14 protein-coding genes are annotated in these 17,691 nt (G+C 36.5%); 8 read left to right on the top strand and 6 right to left on the bottom strand.

The features are described from left to right. The first annotated feature begins 268 nt into the window (after positions 1–268). Genes JEP40_RS13530 through JEP40_RS13520 form a run of 3 tightly spaced genes read left to right on the top strand, consistent with a single transcriptional unit; the run spans position 269 to position 3,104 of the window. A complete protein-coding gene (locus JEP40_RS13530; protein ID WP_006534465.1) occupies positions 269–1,090 on the top strand; it encodes an MBL fold metallo-hydrolase in 822 nt (273 codons plus the stop codon). A 13-nt stretch (positions 1,091–1,103) separates the two neighbouring features. Further along, positions 1,104–2,351 (top strand): MFS transporter, encoded by a 1,248-nt coding sequence (locus JEP40_RS13525; RefSeq protein ID WP_198623953.1) that lies wholly within the window; start codon positions 1,104–1,106, stop codon positions 2,349–2,351. Between the two features lie 39 nt (positions 2,352–2,390). Continuing rightward, positions 2,391–3,104, top strand: a complete 714-nt coding sequence (locus JEP40_RS13520; RefSeq protein ID WP_198623952.1) for an MgtC/SapB family protein — start codon at positions 2,391–2,393, stop codon at positions 3,102–3,104. A 92-nt stretch (positions 3,105–3,196) separates the two neighbouring features. Here the strand turns inward: JEP40_RS13520 and JEP40_RS13515 are convergent, their stop codons facing one another. After that, the gene (locus tag JEP40_RS13515) at positions 3,197–4,519 is read right to left on the bottom strand and encodes a hypothetical protein (RefSeq protein WP_198623951.1); all 1,323 of its coding nucleotides are present in this window, start codon (positions 4,517–4,519) and stop codon (positions 3,197–3,199) included. A 241-nt stretch (positions 4,520–4,760) separates the two neighbouring features. Between JEP40_RS13515 and JEP40_RS13510 the strand changes: the two genes are divergently transcribed. Then, positions 4,761–5,246, top strand: coding sequence for a hypothetical protein (locus tag JEP40_RS13510; protein ID WP_198623950.1), 486 nt, complete (start codon positions 4,761–4,763; stop codon positions 5,244–5,246). 200 nt (positions 5,247–5,446) lie between these two features. Then, positions 5,447–6,400 (top strand): DNA cytosine methyltransferase, encoded by a 954-nt coding sequence (locus JEP40_RS13505; RefSeq protein ID WP_198623949.1) that lies wholly within the window; start codon positions 5,447–5,449, stop codon positions 6,398–6,400. A 123-nt stretch (positions 6,401–6,523) separates the two neighbouring features. Here the strand turns inward: JEP40_RS13505 and JEP40_RS13500 are convergent, their stop codons facing one another. The 3 genes from JEP40_RS13500 to JEP40_RS13490 form a co-directional block, all read right to left on the bottom strand. Further along, positions 6,524–8,503, bottom strand: a complete 1,980-nt coding sequence (locus tag JEP40_RS13500) for an acyltransferase family protein (RefSeq protein WP_198623948.1) — start codon at positions 8,501–8,503, stop codon at positions 6,524–6,526. Positions 8,504–8,605: 102 nt separating this feature from the next. Next, a complete protein-coding gene (locus tag JEP40_RS13495; RefSeq protein ID WP_198623947.1) occupies positions 8,606–9,322 on the bottom strand; it encodes a hypothetical protein in 717 nt (238 codons plus the stop codon). 68 nt (positions 9,323–9,390) lie between these two features. Further along, positions 9,391–9,663: a hypothetical protein gene (locus JEP40_RS13490; protein WP_198623946.1), complete on the bottom strand. Its 273-nt coding sequence runs from the start codon at positions 9,661–9,663 to the stop codon at positions 9,391–9,393. A gap of 521 nt (positions 9,664–10,184) precedes the next feature. Between JEP40_RS13490 and fdnG the strand changes: the two genes are divergently transcribed. Genes fdnG through fdoI form a run of 3 tightly spaced genes read left to right on the top strand, consistent with a single transcriptional unit; the run spans position 10,185 to position 14,828 of the window. Next, entirely contained in the window at positions 10,185–13,232 is a 3,048-nt protein-coding gene (gene fdnG / locus JEP40_RS13485; protein ID WP_198623945.1) for a formate dehydrogenase-N subunit alpha, read from the top strand. Between the two features lie 10 nt (positions 13,233–13,242). Next, positions 13,243–14,172 carry a formate dehydrogenase subunit beta gene (gene fdxH / locus JEP40_RS13480; RefSeq protein ID WP_198623944.1) on the top strand — a complete coding sequence of 310 codons (930 nt, stop codon included), beginning with the start codon at positions 13,243–13,245 and terminating at the stop codon, positions 14,170–14,172. Continuing rightward, positions 14,169–14,828: a formate dehydrogenase cytochrome b556 subunit gene (fdoI, locus tag JEP40_RS13475; protein WP_198623964.1), complete on the top strand. Its 660-nt coding sequence runs from the start codon at positions 14,169–14,171 to the stop codon at positions 14,826–14,828. The genes fdxH and fdoI overlap by 4 nt, the downstream gene beginning before the upstream one ends. An 86-nt stretch (positions 14,829–14,914) precedes the next feature. Here fdoI and fdhF read toward each other — a convergent pair whose 3' ends face one another. Together fdhF and JEP40_RS13465 are read right to left on the bottom strand one after the other, a co-directional pair. Then, entirely contained in the window at positions 14,915–17,083 is a 2,169-nt protein-coding gene (gene fdhF, locus JEP40_RS13470) for a formate dehydrogenase subunit alpha (RefSeq protein WP_198623943.1), read from the bottom strand. A 328-nt stretch (positions 17,084–17,411) separates the two neighbouring features. Continuing rightward, a complete protein-coding gene (locus tag JEP40_RS13465) occupies positions 17,412–17,669 on the bottom strand; it encodes a hypothetical protein (RefSeq protein ID WP_198623942.1) in 258 nt (85 codons plus the stop codon). Between the last annotated feature and the right edge of the window lie 22 nt (positions 17,670–17,691).

The raw sequence follows: 17,691 nt of genomic DNA, 5'->3' as shown, positions 1-17,691 counted from the left end.
ACGTTCCATTTTTAATTTGTTTATAAAACAAGCGTTTGTTACTTGTCACAAATAAATGATTATCAATATCAATTAAAATATATATCATTATTAATCAATATGATAATAAATTTAATTTGAATAAGATCACTGATCTGATCTTCATTTATTGGCAAATGATCTTCATCATTTTATTATTGGAACGTTCAAATTAATCTATAACTTATAGATAGCCAACACCAGATAATTAATAAAATCATAATAAAACAATAGGATAAGGGGATTTTTTATGAAACTTCATTTTTTAGGGACGGCTGCCTCAGAAGGCATACCCAATCCCTTCTGCCGTTGTGAACACTGTCTGAAAGCAAGAGAACTTGGTGGGAAAGATATCAGAACTCACTCATCTGCCATTGTCGATGACATTATGTTAATCGACGTATCACCTACATTTAGTTACCAGTTAATGCGTGATGGAATGGATGCTACCAACTTTGAAAGTCTTCTATTCACTCACACTCATCCTGATCATTTCAATGTTGGCGATCTGTTTAGCCGAATGGAAGGTTATGGTTTTGAAATTAATCATCCTCTTCATATTTTTGGTAATGATCGCGCGATTAATGGTTGCATCGAAGTTTTACCTGGTTACAGCAAAGAGCGTTTTGCTTTTCATTGCTTAATTCCTTTTGTTACCGTCGAAAGAAATGGTTATAAAATTACGCCATTACTCGCTAATCATGCAAAATGGGAACTTTGCTATGTTTATCATATTGAAAAAGATGGCAAAGTAATTTTTTATGGCCATGATTCTGGTTGGTTTCCTGAATTAACATGGAAGTGGTTAGAGAACAAACCACTTGATATCGTTGTTTTTGAATGTACTTATGGACTCAATGGTAAAGATCGTACCGATAATCATATGAGCCTAGAAACCGTATTTGCAGCAAAAGAAAAACTGCAACAGCAAGGTTGTTTACATCAAGATACACAAATTGCCGTTTCACATATTTCACATAGTGGCAAATTGCTTCATCACGAATTAGAAGCTGTTTGTGCTCCTCACAATATCCGCGTTGCCTACGACGGATTAACGTTAGAAACAAATTAAGAGGAGAACGATGATGGATATGAAAATAACCTCTCGCTTACTGATTATGATGTTTGTGCAATATTTCATGCAAGGTGCGTGGAATATGACCATGGGGCTGGTATTAAGTAGCTATGGTATGGCAAGCATTATTGGTAATGCCTACGCTTTATTAGGTGTCGCAACCATTATCTCCCCATTATTTATAGGTATGGTGGCTGACCGTTTCTTTGCTTCACAAAAAGTCATGGGGATCCTTCATTTAATTAATGCGGCAGTCATTATTTGTGTTCCTCAATTTATTGAAGCACAAAATAGTGGCATGACACTATTCTTAATTTTCATTATTGGATTATTGTTTTACCCAACAACTGCGCTTTCAAATAGTATTAGTTTCTCCCATATTAATGGTGTGAAATATTTCCCTATTATTCGTGTATTCGGTACGTTTGGTTTTATGGCTATCGGATTTATATTAGGAGAAATGGGCTTCTCAGGTAGCACCATGACTTGGTATATCGCTTCTGCCGTGGGTGTTTTACTTGGATTCTACTGCTTTACCTTACCTAATACACCACCTAAAGCAAAAGGCAAGCCATTCTCTGCTCGTGATATTTTATGTTTAGATGCACTTTCATTATTTAAAGATCGTTATTTTGCTATCTTAATGTTTAGTATCTTTATTTTAATGATCCCAAAAACAGCTTACTCCGCTTATATTCCTGTCTTTATTAAAGCATTAGGTTTTAATAACGCGGCGTCTATTATGCAAATAGGTATAGCCTGTGAAGTTCTGTTTATGTTTGTATTGTCATTCTTCTTAATGAAGTTTGGCTTCAAGATTACATTACTTTTAGGTGCTGTTAGCTGGATCATTCGCTCAATATTCTTCTCTTATGCTGCGGTAAATACAGAGTTTTATTTTATCGTTATCGGATTAATGTTGCAGGGATTATGTTGGGACTTCTTCTTTACTGCTGGTGATATCTATGTTGACCGCAAAGCCAAACCAGAAATTCGTGCTCAAGCACAAGGCCTACGCTTTATTGTCTCTAATGGTTTCGGCCTATTATTTGCTTCCACTATTTGTGGTCAAATCTTTAATTCAACCGTAACAGAAACAGGTGATGCGTCATTACCACAGTGGTCAACATTCTGGATATATCCAGCAATCGTCGCTGCCGTTGTAACCATATTCTTTATCTTCTTCTTTAAAGATGATGTGACAAGAAAGAAAAATAATGAAGATAAAAAAGCCCAGGAAGGTATTGCAACACCATAGTCTTAAAATAAAGGAATAAGCCAACGTTAGGAGCAAACCATGGACGCATTAATTCAGTTTGTTGACAGCATTGGCCCTTTATCACTATCAAGTATCGCTAAATTACTGGCCGCCTTTATTTTGGGCGGCTTTATTGGCTTAGAGCGTGAATCAAAGGGAAAACCTGTCGGTTTTAAAACTTGTGTCATTATTGCGGTGGCCAGTTGTTTATTAACTATTGTTTCTATTCAATCTGCAGAATATTACGCCAATATCTCCGACAACATTCGTAGTGATCCAATGAGATTAGCGGCACAAATTATCAGTGGTGTCGGTTTTCTTGGCGCTGGTGTTATATTGCATCGACGAGATGATGCAATTTCAGGTCTGACAACAGCAGCCATCGTATGGGCTTCAGCAGGTGTTGGTATTGCTTGTGGCTCAGGTTTTTATTGGCATGCCATGATTGTGACGGTTCTATTTTTTATGGCTATTCAACTTAGCCCACAAGTGGTGCTATTTCAGATGAAAAATCAACGTTTAGGTAAAATAAAAGTGCGCATGTTATTTACTCATGAAAATGGCGTACCTCTTCTAATTGAGTACTTAAAAAGCCATAAAGATGTGATTGAAAATTTAACTATTCGCGATATTAAAAAAGAACGCGTTGAAGTAAATTTAAAATTATTAGTGAGGCAAAAAATCACTTTACCGGAATTTTATTGCTCATTAAAACAGCTTGAACATGTTCATTCTGTTTCGCTAGATCATTAATTTCTGCATAAAAAATACCTCAAAAGTGGGATATTCACTTTTGAGGTAAAATTTGATTTAAAGTATCCTTGCACATTTAGATGTGTTACTGATTATTCTTCAATTAAATCATCTCTAAATTTTGGTTTTTGCTTAATATCATCACAATTTTCAATTTGTGTTTTTAGCCCTAATTTCCATTGCTCAAAAGCATAGGTATCAGCAAGGTCAATTTTAAATTTAGTATTACTCACTTTTGTCACTTTAACTGAATCTACACCTAACTCATTTAGCATATCCAATGTTAGTAATTGTCTGGCTTCTAAACCAAAAACATCATGTAATATCCATTTTCCTAAAATAGATTGAGGATTCGTTTGTAATCCTTTTCCATTATCTTGTGTCACAATAGCTGTGATTATTCGGTCATCTGGTAATTGCAACTCAAACCCTTTAGCTGCATTTCTTTCTTCTTTATCTAAGGCATTAAAACCAAAAAAATGGGGGAAAATATGATGTATCCAGATAGGAATAGGAATATAAGCTTCAAAATCTGGACGAGGTTTATCTGAGCCTTTTGTTTTTGGTGCGGCATTCCATGCATTAAATCCTGATTTTTCCTCTACTTTCATTGAAGAGTCTGAGTAAATAGGTAGATAAATCGTTTTTTTCGGATCTTCTACTTTTTCTTTTAGCGGAGCTAATTTACTTACAGACGTGTTGGTAACATGTATATTCGATAATAAGTCAAAAGGATCTTTGTATTGAGTAATAGGAATTTTAATCACAATAGATTCTGTAGAAGCATCAAACTCTTGCAATAAAACACTTTTACTTACATAAAATTTATATTTTTTATTCTTATCCTTAAAATTAAAAATACCCTTACTTTCATTAACTGATATTATTTTAATTGAATTTAAATCAATTAAATCATAATTACATTCAACAATATTCATCACATTACTATCTCTCGTAATATTATGATAAATAGTATGTGTTGTATTATACGTACGTTGATCAAGTTCAATTCGTTTGTTTCGAAGTAAAGCCACTTTTTTAACAACATCAAGCGCAGTACCTTTATCAATTAAAGGTCTAATTTCTGTTGGTGCAACTTTATTAAATTCTGCAACTTTTTGAAAAGTTTTATCTCTGGAGTGTATCCATGTCTTTAAACCAACACCAATTCGTCTTTTTCCCATCTTAGCGATAGCATCAAATGCAGAATCTTTACGTGTTAAATCTTCTACATCAAAAACTCGGGCAAAAAGTTGTTCATGGTTTCGATAATATAGATAAGGTTTATCTGCACTACTTCCGGCTTCCGTATCTTTAAAAAGACCCGATAATGCACCGAAAATCTCTAAGAACTTAATATATTCATCCCTTTTATCTTGAGGAAATGAAGACCATAAATCTATATTTTTTGCCATATTCACCTAAGACCTTTTAAAAATTTTTCATAAAAAACGAATTAATCTATCATATAAATAGCACAATATATTAATACTACCTCACAAAAATAATCATTAATTATTAAATTATAATATTAAAATAAATAAGAACATTTATAATTTTAAATATAAAAAAAATCAAATAAAAAGCCTTGAATAAAAAAAGAGAGCAACTAACCTAGAATTTACTTTAAACTAAAATATATTAAGGAATTAAAAAATGAGTTTTATTTATTTACCTCTTTATTCTGATCGAGATAATACCGTACACACTCAATCAGGTCTTAATGCATGGAACGGAGCGTCCAAGAATCCTTCAACCAATGAGCCTAGACCTAGAGATGAGGTTTATATCCCTATTCCAAAATGGGTTCATGAACATTTTCCTTATTTCTTTGGTTTTGATGCATTAGATCCTAATCAACAAGATGCATCCATAAATAACTTTTATCTACATTCTCCTATTGGTAGATGGAACGCAATTATTACTCAACAAAATAGTAAAGCGCTTGAAACTAATCCTCAATCTGATTTAGGTAAATGGATCCTTCGCGATATTCTTAATTTATCTTATGGTACTGTCTTAACCATGGATATGCTGAAGCAAAAAGGTATTGATTCAGTAAAAATCACTAAAATTAATTCTGATTTTCGTATTGATATTGCACCATTTAATGCCTTTAGAAATTGGAAAGTAACACTTTGATTCACCTATTCAACCCTAGAAAAATCTAGGGTTTTCTCTTCTTGTTCTTAATGTTTTTTATTTTTTCATTTGATTACTTCTTTTTTAGACAATTATCTAAATAATTCAATACCATTGCTCCAAACCATCAACAGTTGCTGCTTTTTGCTTAAGAGTTCTGTAGAATACTCTTTCGAGTTTAGCGAGTTGGGATGTTATTTATGAAGTGTGCATCATTTTTTGCAGGTGTTGGTGGGATTGATATAGGCTTTAAAAAAGCTGATTTTGATACAGTTTATGCTAATGAACTGGATAAATTTGCGGTTACAACCTTAAAAGAAAATTTTGACTTTATCATCGACCATCGAGACATCAGAGATGTAAAAACAAATGAGATCCCTGATTTTGATATTATGTTGGGCGGTTTCCCATGCCAAGCATTTTCAGTGGCGGGATACCGCCAAGGTTTTGACGATGAAAAAGGCCGAGGTAACTTATTCTTTGAACTAGAGAGAATATTTGCAGAAAAACAGCCGCCTGTTATCTTCCTTGAAAACGTTAAAAACTTAGTTTCTCATGATAAAGGTAACACCTTTAAAGTGATTTTGGATTCTCTCCATAAACACGGTTATCACGTTTCTCATCAAGTATTAAATGCGGCTGAATATGGCAATATTCCACAGAATCGAGAACGTATCTATATTGTATGTTTTAAAGATGAGCAAACACATAAACGCTTTGTTTTTCCAGAAAAGACACCATTAACTAAGCGTATTTCAGATTTATTAGAAAATGAAAGTACAATAGAATCGCGTTATTTTTATACAGCTAAAACACCGTTCTTTGATCAACTTGTTGAAGATGTTACTGATGCCGAAACACTCTATCAATGGCGTAGAAAATATGTAAGAGCCAATAAAAATAACCTTTGCCCAACATTAACAGCCAATATGGGTACTGGTGGCCATAACGTCCCCTTACTCAATGTTCAAAAGAAAGCAAACACCATCAGAAAGCTCACACCAAGAGAGTGTTTTAATTTTCAAGGTTATCCTGCTGACTATAAATTACCCAAAGATATGAGCAATGCTAATTTATATAAACAAGCTGGGAATAGTGTTGTGGTGCCTGTAATTGAACGCATTGCGCAACAAATAAAACTAGCGCTAGGATAAAATGTAATAGTTTTGAAATTTAAATTCCAAGTCTCAATTTTCTCAATCTATTATCATGATCATAAGACAAATCCCGATAAAATCATTTATTTAATCGGGATTTGTTTAATAAATATCTATTTATTACTCTTTATATTTTAACGGATTACCAAAACGCTCTAGATACCTCATACCAAAGATTGTTGAAGCATAATCTGTAATATGCCCTACATCACGATAAACTGGTACACCATCTATATCAGTTAAGCAGACATTTTTATCGCACTGCACATCTTTAGGATCGATAATAATTAAGGTTGGGTAGTCTTTTTTTAATTTAACAAATAACTGATCCACCCATGTATTTCCCTCACCTTTATAGTTTTTGGGGTTACAGTTATTATCTGCAAAGTCTTTTCTTAATTTTGCATTTTCATAAAAGCAGGTCATAAAACCACTTGGCATAGAATTGACTGTTTTAATAAAAACCGGTTTAGCTCCCGTAGCAATAATAATATCAAGCGCTTCACGCATCGCTTTCTCAAGGCGTTTACGAGACTCTTCAACCGTTCTAACATCACCTATCTTATTAATGACATGGTTTGACGCGTAGTTATTCCAAACTTGCCCAAATATTACATAATCAAAGTAGCCATTCTTGATAAGTTGATAATATTTCGCTGTTTGATCGTAACAACGTTGATAAACTGTATTTTTATGATTAGACCAGTCATAAAGATAAATATTAGGAAGCGTAATACACGATGAAGTTGCTTGTGCATATACATCTATCTTGGCATCTTTACCTAAAATATCCATAAAGCCCCAATAGTGATTTGCATGAGAATCACCCAATAAAAAAGCTTTTTTCTGACTCCCTACATCACCAATATGGCACATTTTATCGGGATCAGAAGCCTCAAAATTCATACATTTAGTTCGATTAGGATACTCAAATTGATTCAATTTGGCTTCTAAATTAACGTAATTTTGCCCAAGCCTAGCGCCAACACCTTGATATTTTTCATTCAACACATTTAACCCTAGAGCTAATAAAATAGGAACAATCAACAAAAGTGTGATGGAATATTTAAACGCTAAACGCTTTCTTCTAAACGGTTTTTCAATCAGAAAATAAGAGCTAATTGATAGCAATAAGGTTAATGCTAACAGCGATCCTTTTTGCAATTCTGTATTAAATACACCAATATAACGTGCAACAGCAAATAATGGCCAATGCCATAAATAGAGAGAATAAGATAATAACCCAACGATCACGATCGGCTTTAACGAGAGTATTTTTTCAATAATACTTCCATGTTGTCCAGTATAAATAATTAGCGCAGCACCAAGACAAACATACAACGTATTAAGATTCGGATAACCTGCAATAATATCGTTTTGAAATGCAACCCAAACAATAACACCTAGCGCAATTAAGCTAATAATATCATTTATTCTTCGATTAGGTTTTATCTTTGTTGGGAAGTAGGCAACACAAGCTCCCAACATAAATTCGAAGATCCGCGTACTAAAATAGTAATAATTTTTCGGTTGGTCTTTCTGGTAATAAAACACCAGAATAAATGAGATAACAGTAACTAATACCACCGGATAAAAATGATTAACTCTTTCTTTTGCATTGATTTTATGTAGAAAATAAAGCGCAAAAGGCAAGAAAAGATACCATTGCCACTCTATCGCTAAAGACCACGTATGCAATAACGGTAAAAAGAGTGCATCTTGCGCTGCATAGCTGGTTGTCGCTCTCGCAAAATATTTATTTGAAAGAAAAGCTGAGGCATACTTTTCGCTATTTGTAATATCAAGATAATCGCTAGGGAGATAAAAAATTCCTGATATCACGAGTACTGAAATTAATATAACAAGATAAAGTGGCTGTAATCGCCATAATCGACGATTATAAAAATCACAAAATGAAAAATTACCTTGTAACAATGAAGTTTTAATTATCAATGAGATCAAAAAACCAGAGATCACAAAGAAAATATCGACACCAATAAATCCCGAAGGAATTAAGCGATTATCTAAATGGAATAGGATAACCAGAATAACAGCAATCGCCCTTAAGCCATCTACATCAGCACGATATTTTACATTCATAATTCAAACACATAATCCGAATAAAAAGAATCGCTGGATTATATACTAATTAGCTATATCACTTTAGTCACAAAAAGATGGATAGCCATTTAATATTTAATGTTAATAACACCGAAATGGCCATAACTGATTAAACTCCATCGTTAAACCCAATTGTACTTCAGATGAAAGTGAACCTTTGCTTACCACAAATTTTGGATGTCGGATAATGATTGGGGTATTAATAGCATGATGCATTAATGATGATCGGTTTTGCTCTAGCTCATCATAGAGCTGCTTCATCTCTGCTGATGACGTATTTTCACCTAATCGCCCAAGTGTGATATGAATAATGTCTTTATGAAGTTCGCTCTCAATTGGGATTTGCTGATAAATCTGCTGCCTAAAGAGTGTTAATTCCTCTGAGATACCCGTTAATATCAAACTGCCATTGGATGTTAGGACAACATTATCAAATGAAATTTCGATGCTTTTTATTTGATTAAAGATTTTTGTAATCTCATGACACCACGATAATAATATGGGTCGTTGCAGTTTAAATTGCTCATTTTGTTGATTAAAAATCGTTAATAATGTGGAATGAAATTCTTGTTGCTGAGTAAACGCAATAAATGGATATTTAAGCGCAAGCTGTTCACAATAAGCCATGAGCTTCTGACTAAAGGGAATAAAGCTTTCCTCAATTTCAGGATGACTAATCACTAATTGCCCCGCATTTAAGCTGACATCCATAATACTTTCATCATTAACTTGTCGTTGCCAAGCTTCACCTGTTGCCAATTTTTTAAGTGTTGCTTGTGTTAAGAAAGAATAACTCACTCCGCCCTCTTAAAGTCTTAGACTCTCGTTATTTATCGCCATTTAACCATTAAGGTAACAAAAACACCTCAGAACGTCTGAATAAATAATTGATATTGCGCTTCATCCAGCGAGCCCGATAAACGTCGAAAGTCCGTTATTACACCATGAATATGCTTTACAAAGGGTGACGGGATCAGCGTGCTGTCTATATTAGGGGAAGGTAAAAAAGTAAGTGTTGTACTTTTGCGTAATAAATTTACGGGTTGTAAATCGTGATCTTGGCAAGTAAAAGTAACCTGATAAGAATAAATTTCACTAATCGCTTCATGACCAGAAAAACAGTCTATATACAGGAACATTATTGCCCTTTATCGCTAGCTGATAGCGATTATGTGATAAATTTATTTTAAGTAAATATTCTTAGTGAGAAAGCGATGCTGTATGTGTGTTTCTATTTAGAAGATTAAATAAAGATAGCTAAAACAGAAAATATTTAATTTTAGTTATTATTTAGTCAATAAAGGCGCAAAATAAAATAGCCAATTAAACTACATTAGCGGTATCTTATTTTTATATAAAAATCCCATTTCAGATAATCTGTACATAAAAGAATCAAAGGTTATAGATCTTCGGTAATCTCACTTCAACTTGTTATTTTTTATACAATTATTTATCCATATTGTTACTATGGATTTATTTTTTTTACTCGTTATAATTTCCTCGTCATTTTAAGTAGTAGTTCATCACATTGAGTTCACAAAACGATACTCAGGTCTGTCTTGAATGATTGAAAAATGAAATCGTATCTTTACTGGACGTTTTTTTAAACGCCCGGTACGGATGTTATTTATCAATTTATCAATTTATCAAGGAGACACTGATGCAAATCAGTCGTAGGTCTTTCTTTAAGATCTGTGCTGGCGGTATGGCAGGCACATCTGCTGCATTATTAGGCTTAGCACCTGAAGTATCTATTGCGAATGCTCGCCAATATAAATTATTACGTTCAGTCGAGACTCGTAATAACTGCACTTATTGCTCTGTAGGTTGCGGTATTTTGATGTATAGCCTTGGGGATGGCGCAAAGAATGTCGATAAAAGTATTTATCACATTGAAGGCGACCCTGATCATCCTGTTAGCCGTGGTTCTTTATGCCCGAAAGGCGCTGGGCTTGTCGATTATATCCACAGTGAAAATCGCCTGAAATATCCTGAATATCGTAGACCTGGCTCTGATAAGTGGGAGCGTATTTCATGGAATGAAGCAATTGATAAAATCGCTCGTCTGATGAAAAAAGATCGCGATGAAAACTTTGTTACCCATAATGAAAAAGGGCAAGAAGTTAACCGTTGGCTCACAACCGGTATGCTTTGTTCTTCTGCGGCGAGTAATGAAACTGGAATTTTAGATAATAAATTTTCCCGTTCATTAGGCATGATTGCTATCGATTGTCAGGCAAGACTTTGCCATGCGCCAACTGTTGCAGCATTAGCGCCAACTTTTGGTCGTGGTGCAATGACCAATAACTGGGTTGATATTAAAAACGCTAACGTTGTGCTGATCATGGGGGGTAACCCTGCTGAAGCGCATCCAGTCGGTTTTAAATGGGTTATCGAAGCTAAAATTAAGAACAATGCGAAGGTTATCGTTGTCGATCCCCGTTTTAACCGTAGTGCTGCCGTAGCCGATCTCTATTCACCTATTCGTGCAGGCTCTGATACTGCTTTCTTATTAGGGGTTATTCATTACCTTATTGAACACGATAAAATTCAGCACGAATATGTGAAAGCTTATACCAATGCTTCTTTAATTGTGCGTGACGATTTTAACTTTGATGAAGGCCTTTTTAGTGGATTTGATAAAGAAAATCAAAGCTATGATAAAACTTCATGGCACTATGAACTTGATGAAAATGGTTTAGCATTAAGAGATAATTCACTGCAACACCCTCGCTGTGTGTGGAATCTTTTAAAACACCATGTCTCACGTTATACCCCTGAAATTGTTACCACTCTTTGTGGTACACCTTTAGAAGACTTTATCTATATCTGTGAAGCGCTTGCGTCTACCAGTGTAAAAGACCGGACTTCGACTATTTTGTATGCCCTAGGTTGGACACACCATACCGGTGGTGCTCAAACTATCCGTGCAGCAGGTATGATCCAGTTATTATTAGGTAACGTAGGTATGCCGGGGGGCGGTGTAAACGCATTACGTGGGCACTCTAATATTCAAGGTTATAGCGATCTGGGTTTATTATCATTAAACCTACCAGGTTATATGCCTCTGCCTAATGAGAAACAGACATCATTAGAGACTTACTTATCTCAAATTACACCAAAAACAGTGGTTGCAGACCAAGTTAACTACTGGAAAAGAACCCCTGATTTCTTTATTAGTTTGCTAAAAAGCTTCTGGGGCGAGCACGCAACGGCACAAAATGAATGGGGTTATCATTGGTTACCAAAATGGGATAAAAGCTATGACATCATGGCACAAACCCAATTAATGATTGATGGCAAAATGAATGGTTATATCGTTCAAGGTTTTAACCCATTAGCCGCCTTTGCCGATAAAAATAAATGTAGTGCCGCATTAGCCAAACTGAAATATATGGTTGTCATTGACCCACTCGTGACTGAATCTTCTAATTTTTGGCAAAACCACGGCGAGATGAATGAAGTCTCACCAAAAGATATTCAAACCGAAATTTTCCGTTTACCTTCTTCATGTTTCGCTGAAGAAAATGGCTCGATTGCAAACTCAGGTCGCTGGCTACAATGGCACTGGGCTGGTGCTAAACCACCCGCACAAGCATGGCATGATGGTAAAATTCTAGGGCATTTATTAATGCGCCTACGCGAACTTTATCGTGAAGAAGGTGGCGTATGCCCTGAACCTGTCATGAATCTCTCTTGGAACTACGTTGACCCTTACGATCCACAACCTGAAGAAGTGGCGAAAGAAGCAAATGGTCAAGCGATGCAAGATATCTTTGATGAAACAGGCAAATTGTTGTTTAAAAAAGGACAACAACTTGATGGTTTTCATCAACTGAAATCAGACGGTTCAACTGCGAGTTTCTGTTGGGTTTATTCTGGTTGCTGGACTGAAAAAGGCAACCAAATGGCAAACCGCGATAACGCTGATCCATCAGGATTAGGTTGTACACCAGGTTGGGCTTTTGCATGGCCACAAAACCGCCGTGTGTTATATAACCGTGCATCCGTTGATCCACAAGGCCAACCTTGGGATGCAAAACGTCAGCTTATCAAATGGAATGGTAATCAATGGGTTGGTCCTGATGTACCAGATTATAGTAATGCGGCACCTAATAGTGGTGTAGGTCCATTTATTATGCAGCCAGAAGGCATGGGGCGCTTATTTGCTGTTGATAAAATGGCGGATGGTCCATTCCCTGAGTTCTACGAACCGTTTGAATCGCCAACCGAAGATAATATTTTGCACCCGAAAGTCTCTCGCAACCCTGTAGCACGTTTATACAGCTACGATGCCGAACATTTAGGTACAGCAGAAGAATTCCCTTACGTGGCAACAACCTATTCAATTACTGAATTGTTCCGTCACTGGACAAAACACTCATTAATTAATGCCATTGCACAACCGGATCAATTTATTGAAATTGGTGAACAACTTGCTTCACGCAAAGGTATTGTTCAAGGTGATGAAGTTAAAGTCAGCGCTAAACGTGGCTATATCAAAGCTAAAGCTGTAGTGACTAAGCGTATTAGACCTCTAACGATAAATGGCAAAGTTGTCGATACTATCGGTATTCCTTGTCACTGGGGCTTTGAGGGAGCAACACGTAAAGGTTTCCTTGCCAATACATTAACGCCATCTGTGGGTGATGCAAACTCATTCACACCTGAATATAAGGCGTTCTTAGTCAATATCGAAAAGGCATAAGGGGAAACTGATGTCATTGCAATCTCAAGATATTATTCGTCGCTCTGCTACCAATTCCCTCACGCCAGCACCACAGGTACGTGATTTTAAAGAAGAAGTGGCAAAGCTTATCGATGTGACAACCTGTATTGGCTGTAAAGCGTGTCAGGTTGCCTGTTCCGAATGGAACGACATTCGCGACAAAGTGGGTCTTAACGTGGGTGTCTATGATAACCCGATGGATTTAACCGCTAAATCATGGACAGTGATGCGATTTTCTGAAGTTGAAGAAAATGGCAAATTAGAGTGGCTAATTCGTAAAGATGGCTGTATGCACTGCGCTGATCCGGGTTGTTTAAAAGCCTGCCCAGCAGAAGGTGCCATCATTCAATACGCTAACGGTATTGTTGATTTCCAATCAAAGCATTGTATTGGTTGTGGCTACTGTATTGCTGGCTGTCCTTTCGATGTTCCTCGTATTAATGAAGAAGATAACCGCGCTTATAAATGCACATTGTGTGTTGATCGTGTTGAAGTCGGTCAAGAGCCAGCTTGCGTAAAAACCTGCCCTACAGGGGCGATTCATTTTGGCTCTAAAGAAGCGATGACCCACCTTGCCAATGAGCGCGTTACTGAGCTCAATACACGAGGTTATGACAAAGCAGGTTTATACGATCCTCAAGGTGTAGGGGGTACTCATGTCATGTATGTATTACATCACGCTGATAGACCAAACTTATATCATGGCTTACCTGAAAACCCAGAAATCAGCACAACAGTAAAATTCTGGAAAGGTATTTGGAAACCATTAGCGGCCGTCGGCTTTGCTGCTACCTTTGCGGGTGCAATGTTCCATTATCTAGGTATTGGCCCTAACCACACCACAGAAGAAGATGAAGAAGAGGCACAAAAAGAGATGGAAGCATCACAACATTCAGTGAATAAAGAGGAGCAGAAATAATGAAGAAAAAAAGTGATAAAATCCTTCGTCATACTGCCTCAGAGCGTATTAATCACTGGGTTGTAGCGATTTTCTTTATCTTTACCACTTTTAGTGGATTGGGCTTTTTCTTCCCATCTCTAAACTGGTTTATGAATATTTTAGGTACACCACAGCTTTCGCGCTTACTGCATCCTTTTGCTGGTGTTGCGATGGTCTTTTTCTTTATTTTTATGTTTTTCAGATATTTAAAATATAACTCTATTGATAAAGATGATTTAGTGTGGGCAAAAAATATTCATAAAGTGCTGCAAAACGAAGAAGCTGGTGATATTGGCCATTACAACTTAGGTCAAAAAGGGATTTATTGGACATTAAGTCTTAGCCTTATCGTACTAACCATTAGTGGTGTGATTATTTGGCGTCCTTATTTTGCCGATTATTTCTCGATCCCAGTTATTCGCATTGCCTTACTCGCTCACTCAGTGTCAGCTATATTACTGATCATAACAGTAATTGTTCATGCATATGCTGCGTTTTGGGTAAAAGGTTCGATTCGTAGCATGATTGAAGGCTGGGTAACTCGGGGTTGGGCGAAGAAACACCATCCACGTTGGTATCGTGAGATCTTAGAAGAAGAGAAAAAAGAAGTAGAAAGCAAATTAAACCAAAAGTAATACACTGCTTTTGTTTCTATAAAATAAATATAAGAACAAAATGGAGACTTAATTGTCTCCATTTCTATTTAGAATCAACACTCAGCTTAATGTGCTGCGGTTTTTGCTTGCTCCACTAAATTAATTAAGCGACTTCTCATTGTATGATAATGCTGAGAAACTTGGCTTTCCGCCCATTTTTGATCCTCAATTTTAATCACTTTAGCCGCACAATATTTGGTTTCAGGTGTTTTTGAAACAGGATCAAGATTATCTTGAGTCAATTCATTACATGCCCCAATCCACCATTGATAAGTCATATAAATCGCTTGCTTGTTGATTGTCTCATTCACATTGCAACGAGACATCACTTTACCTCGACGTGATTCAACCCAAACAATTTCTTGATCACGAATACCTGCTTCTTTAGCAATCTCTGGGTGAACTTGAACATAACCCGGTTCATCCGCAAGTGACGCCAATGCTTTACAATTACCCGTCATAGAGCGACAAGAATAATGCCCCACTTCACGCACTGTAGATAAAATCATTGGATAATCAGCATCGGGTAATTCAGCTGGTGCTCGCCATGGTGTCGCGAACAACTGACCTTTGCCTGATGGTGTGGTGAATTGGTTACCTGAATATAAATAAGGTGTCCCTTTATCTTCAATATCAGTACAAGGCCATTGAATATGGGCTAAACCTGCTAGTTTTTCATAAGTGACACCAAAGAACAGTGGGCATAATGCTCTGACTTCATTCCAGATTTCTTCGTTATTTTCATAAGACATCGGGTAGCCCATTTCTGTGGCTAATAAGCTAATGATTTCCCAGTCACGTTTTACATTACCACGCGCTTCAATGGCTTTTTCAAAACGTTGGAATCCTCTATCGGCACAAGTAAAGATACCTGCATGTTCCCCCCAACTAGTTGAAGGTAAAATCACGTCAGCTTGCTCTGCAGTTTTGGTCATAAAGATGTCTTGAACCACGACAAAATCGAGCGCTTCAAAGCCTTTTCTCACTAAACCTAAATCCGCCTCTGTTTGGAGTGGATCTTCGCCCATGATGTAGTAAGCTTTCACTTTGCCTTCAATGGCTAAATGCGGTACTTCAGTAATCCGATATCCCACTTCAGGATCAAGTTGTTCAACCGGAATATTCCACGCTTGAGCAAATTTTTTACGTGTTTCTTCATCAGTGACATATTGGTATCCTGGGAACATATTAGGTAAAACCCCCATATCACAGGCACCCTGAACATTATTTTGTCCGCGAACAGGGGCAACACCAACATGCGGTTTACCTAAATTACCTGTTAATAGTGCAAGGCCAGATAAGCCTTTTACCACATCAACCGCTTGACCAAATTGTGTGACACCCATTCCCCACATAATTGTGGCGGTTTTAGCGCCCGCATAAGTGCGCATTGCTTTACGGATTTCAATTGCTGGGATACCGACAATATCTTGCACCGCTTCTGGGCTATAGTCTGCGAGTTGTTTTTTATATTCTTCAAAACCTTCGGTATAGCGACTGACGTAATCTTTATCATAAAGATCTTCATCAATCAGCGTATACGCAAATGCATTGACTAACGCCATATTAGTACCATTTTTTAATGGTAAATATTGGTTAGCAATTTTGGCCGTTTCGATTTTACGAGGATCACAAACGATTATTTTTGCACCCTTTTGTTTTGCTTTAACCACACGGCGTGCCACAATTGGATGAGAGTCAGCACAGTTATAACCAAAGACTAATAGGCAGTCTGAATCTTCAATATCAGCAATAGAGTTGCTCATGGCACCATTGCCTAATGTCTCTTGTAAACCTGCAACAGAGGGTCCATGACAAACACGAGCACAACAATCGACATTATTATTACCTAATACCGCGCGAACAAATTTCTGCATCACAAAGTTGGTTTCATTCCCTGTACCACGAGAAGATCCAGTGCACATGATGGATTTTGCACCGTATTTTTCTTTTATTTCCAGTAATTTTTTTGCCGTATATTGAATCGCTTCATTCCAACTTACAATTTCAAAATCAGCCCCTTTTTGTCGGCGGATCATGGGTTCATGAATTCTGGCTGTCAGCAATTTATTGTCATTAAGAAAATCCCAACCATAGAGCCCTTTTAAGCAAAGTTCTCCTTGATTGGTGACACCATTGGCACCTTCAGCTTTGATTATGCGACCATTTTCGACACAGAGATTGATTTTGCAGCCAGCGCCACAGTAAGGACAGACGGAGTTGATTTTGTTCATTTGATATCCTTTCCCCTAACTAGGGAGTAAAAGAGTCATAAAGAACTTTCAACTAAGCAGGAATTATGCCAAGTAATTTTTACTATTTAATCAATTAGATACAAAAATAAATTGATATTAAATTATTGTTTCGACATTTTTGCCGATGCCACCTTACACAATAAGATTAACTCCATAACTTATCACCCCGTTCACCGTTAGCACCGAAAAAACATTTGCCAATAAAAATTAACACTAAATTCTAATAAATTTTATTTCTTTGGTTTGAATTTATGATATAAATAACAAATGCGCATTTTGAAAAATAATATTTCATATTGCATGGCGATTATATCCATTTCAATAAAGAGCAAAAAGATGAATATGAACACCAATAGTCGACTTCTAGGCCTAAACCTACTACTCCTTCGTTAGGTGGCCAAGCGCGTTCATTTTTTTGCAAAAGCCACCAGTCAGGTGGCTTTTTTTGTTGTGCCCCTACTGGTGAAATTATTTTTAGGGGAGTTTCTATGATGTTGAGTTTTACCATAAGGATGATGAGTGACAACGTCTTCTCAATAAACAATTGTATGGCAATGCCTTCCATAACTGACCAAATAAAACAGGAG

Origin of the sequence: Proteus vulgaris (genome assembly GCF_016239305.1) — a bacterium.
GTDB classification, from domain to species: domain Bacteria; phylum Pseudomonadota; class Gammaproteobacteria; order Enterobacterales; family Enterobacteriaceae; genus Proteus; species Proteus vulgaris_C.
The sequence above is the reverse complement of the archived record's forward strand: the minus strand, read 5'-3'. Positions and strand labels throughout refer to the sequence as shown.

Bases quoted from the DNA above. Each gene is read 5' to 3' on its own strand.
- JEP40_RS13530 (WP_006534465.1), top strand. From the start codon at position 269: ATGAAACTTCATTTTTTAGGGACGGCTGCCTCAGAAGGCATACCCAAT.
- JEP40_RS13525 (WP_198623953.1), top strand. From the start codon at position 1,104: ATGGATATGAAAATAACCTCTCGCTTACTGATTATGATGTTTGTGCAA.
- JEP40_RS13520 (WP_198623952.1), top strand. From the start codon at position 2,391: ATGGACGCATTAATTCAGTTTGTTGACAGCATTGGCCCTTTATCACTA.
- JEP40_RS13515 (WP_198623951.1), bottom strand. From the start codon at position 4,519: ATGGCAAAAAATATAGATTTATGGTCTTCATTTCCTCAAGATAAAAGG.
- JEP40_RS13510 (WP_198623950.1), top strand. From the start codon at position 4,761: ATGAGTTTTATTTATTTACCTCTTTATTCTGATCGAGATAATACCGTA.
- JEP40_RS13505 (WP_198623949.1), top strand. From the start codon at position 5,447: ATGAAGTGTGCATCATTTTTTGCAGGTGTTGGTGGGATTGATATAGGC.
- JEP40_RS13500 (WP_198623948.1), bottom strand. From the start codon at position 8,503: ATGAATGTAAAATATCGTGCTGATGTAGATGGCTTAAGGGCGATTGCT.
- JEP40_RS13490 (WP_198623946.1), bottom strand. From the start codon at position 9,663: ATGTTCCTGTATATAGACTGTTTTTCTGGTCATGAAGCGATTAGTGAA.
- fdnG (WP_198623945.1), top strand. From the start codon at position 10,185: ATGCAAATCAGTCGTAGGTCTTTCTTTAAGATCTGTGCTGGCGGTATG.
- fdxH (WP_198623944.1), top strand. From the start codon at position 13,243: ATGTCATTGCAATCTCAAGATATTATTCGTCGCTCTGCTACCAATTCC.
- fdhF (WP_198623943.1), bottom strand. From the start codon at position 17,083: ATGAACAAAATCAACTCCGTCTGTCCTTACTGTGGCGCTGGCTGCAAA.
- JEP40_RS13465 (WP_198623942.1), bottom strand. From the start codon at position 17,669: ATGGAAGGCATTGCCATACAATTGTTTATTGAGAAGACGTTGTCACTC.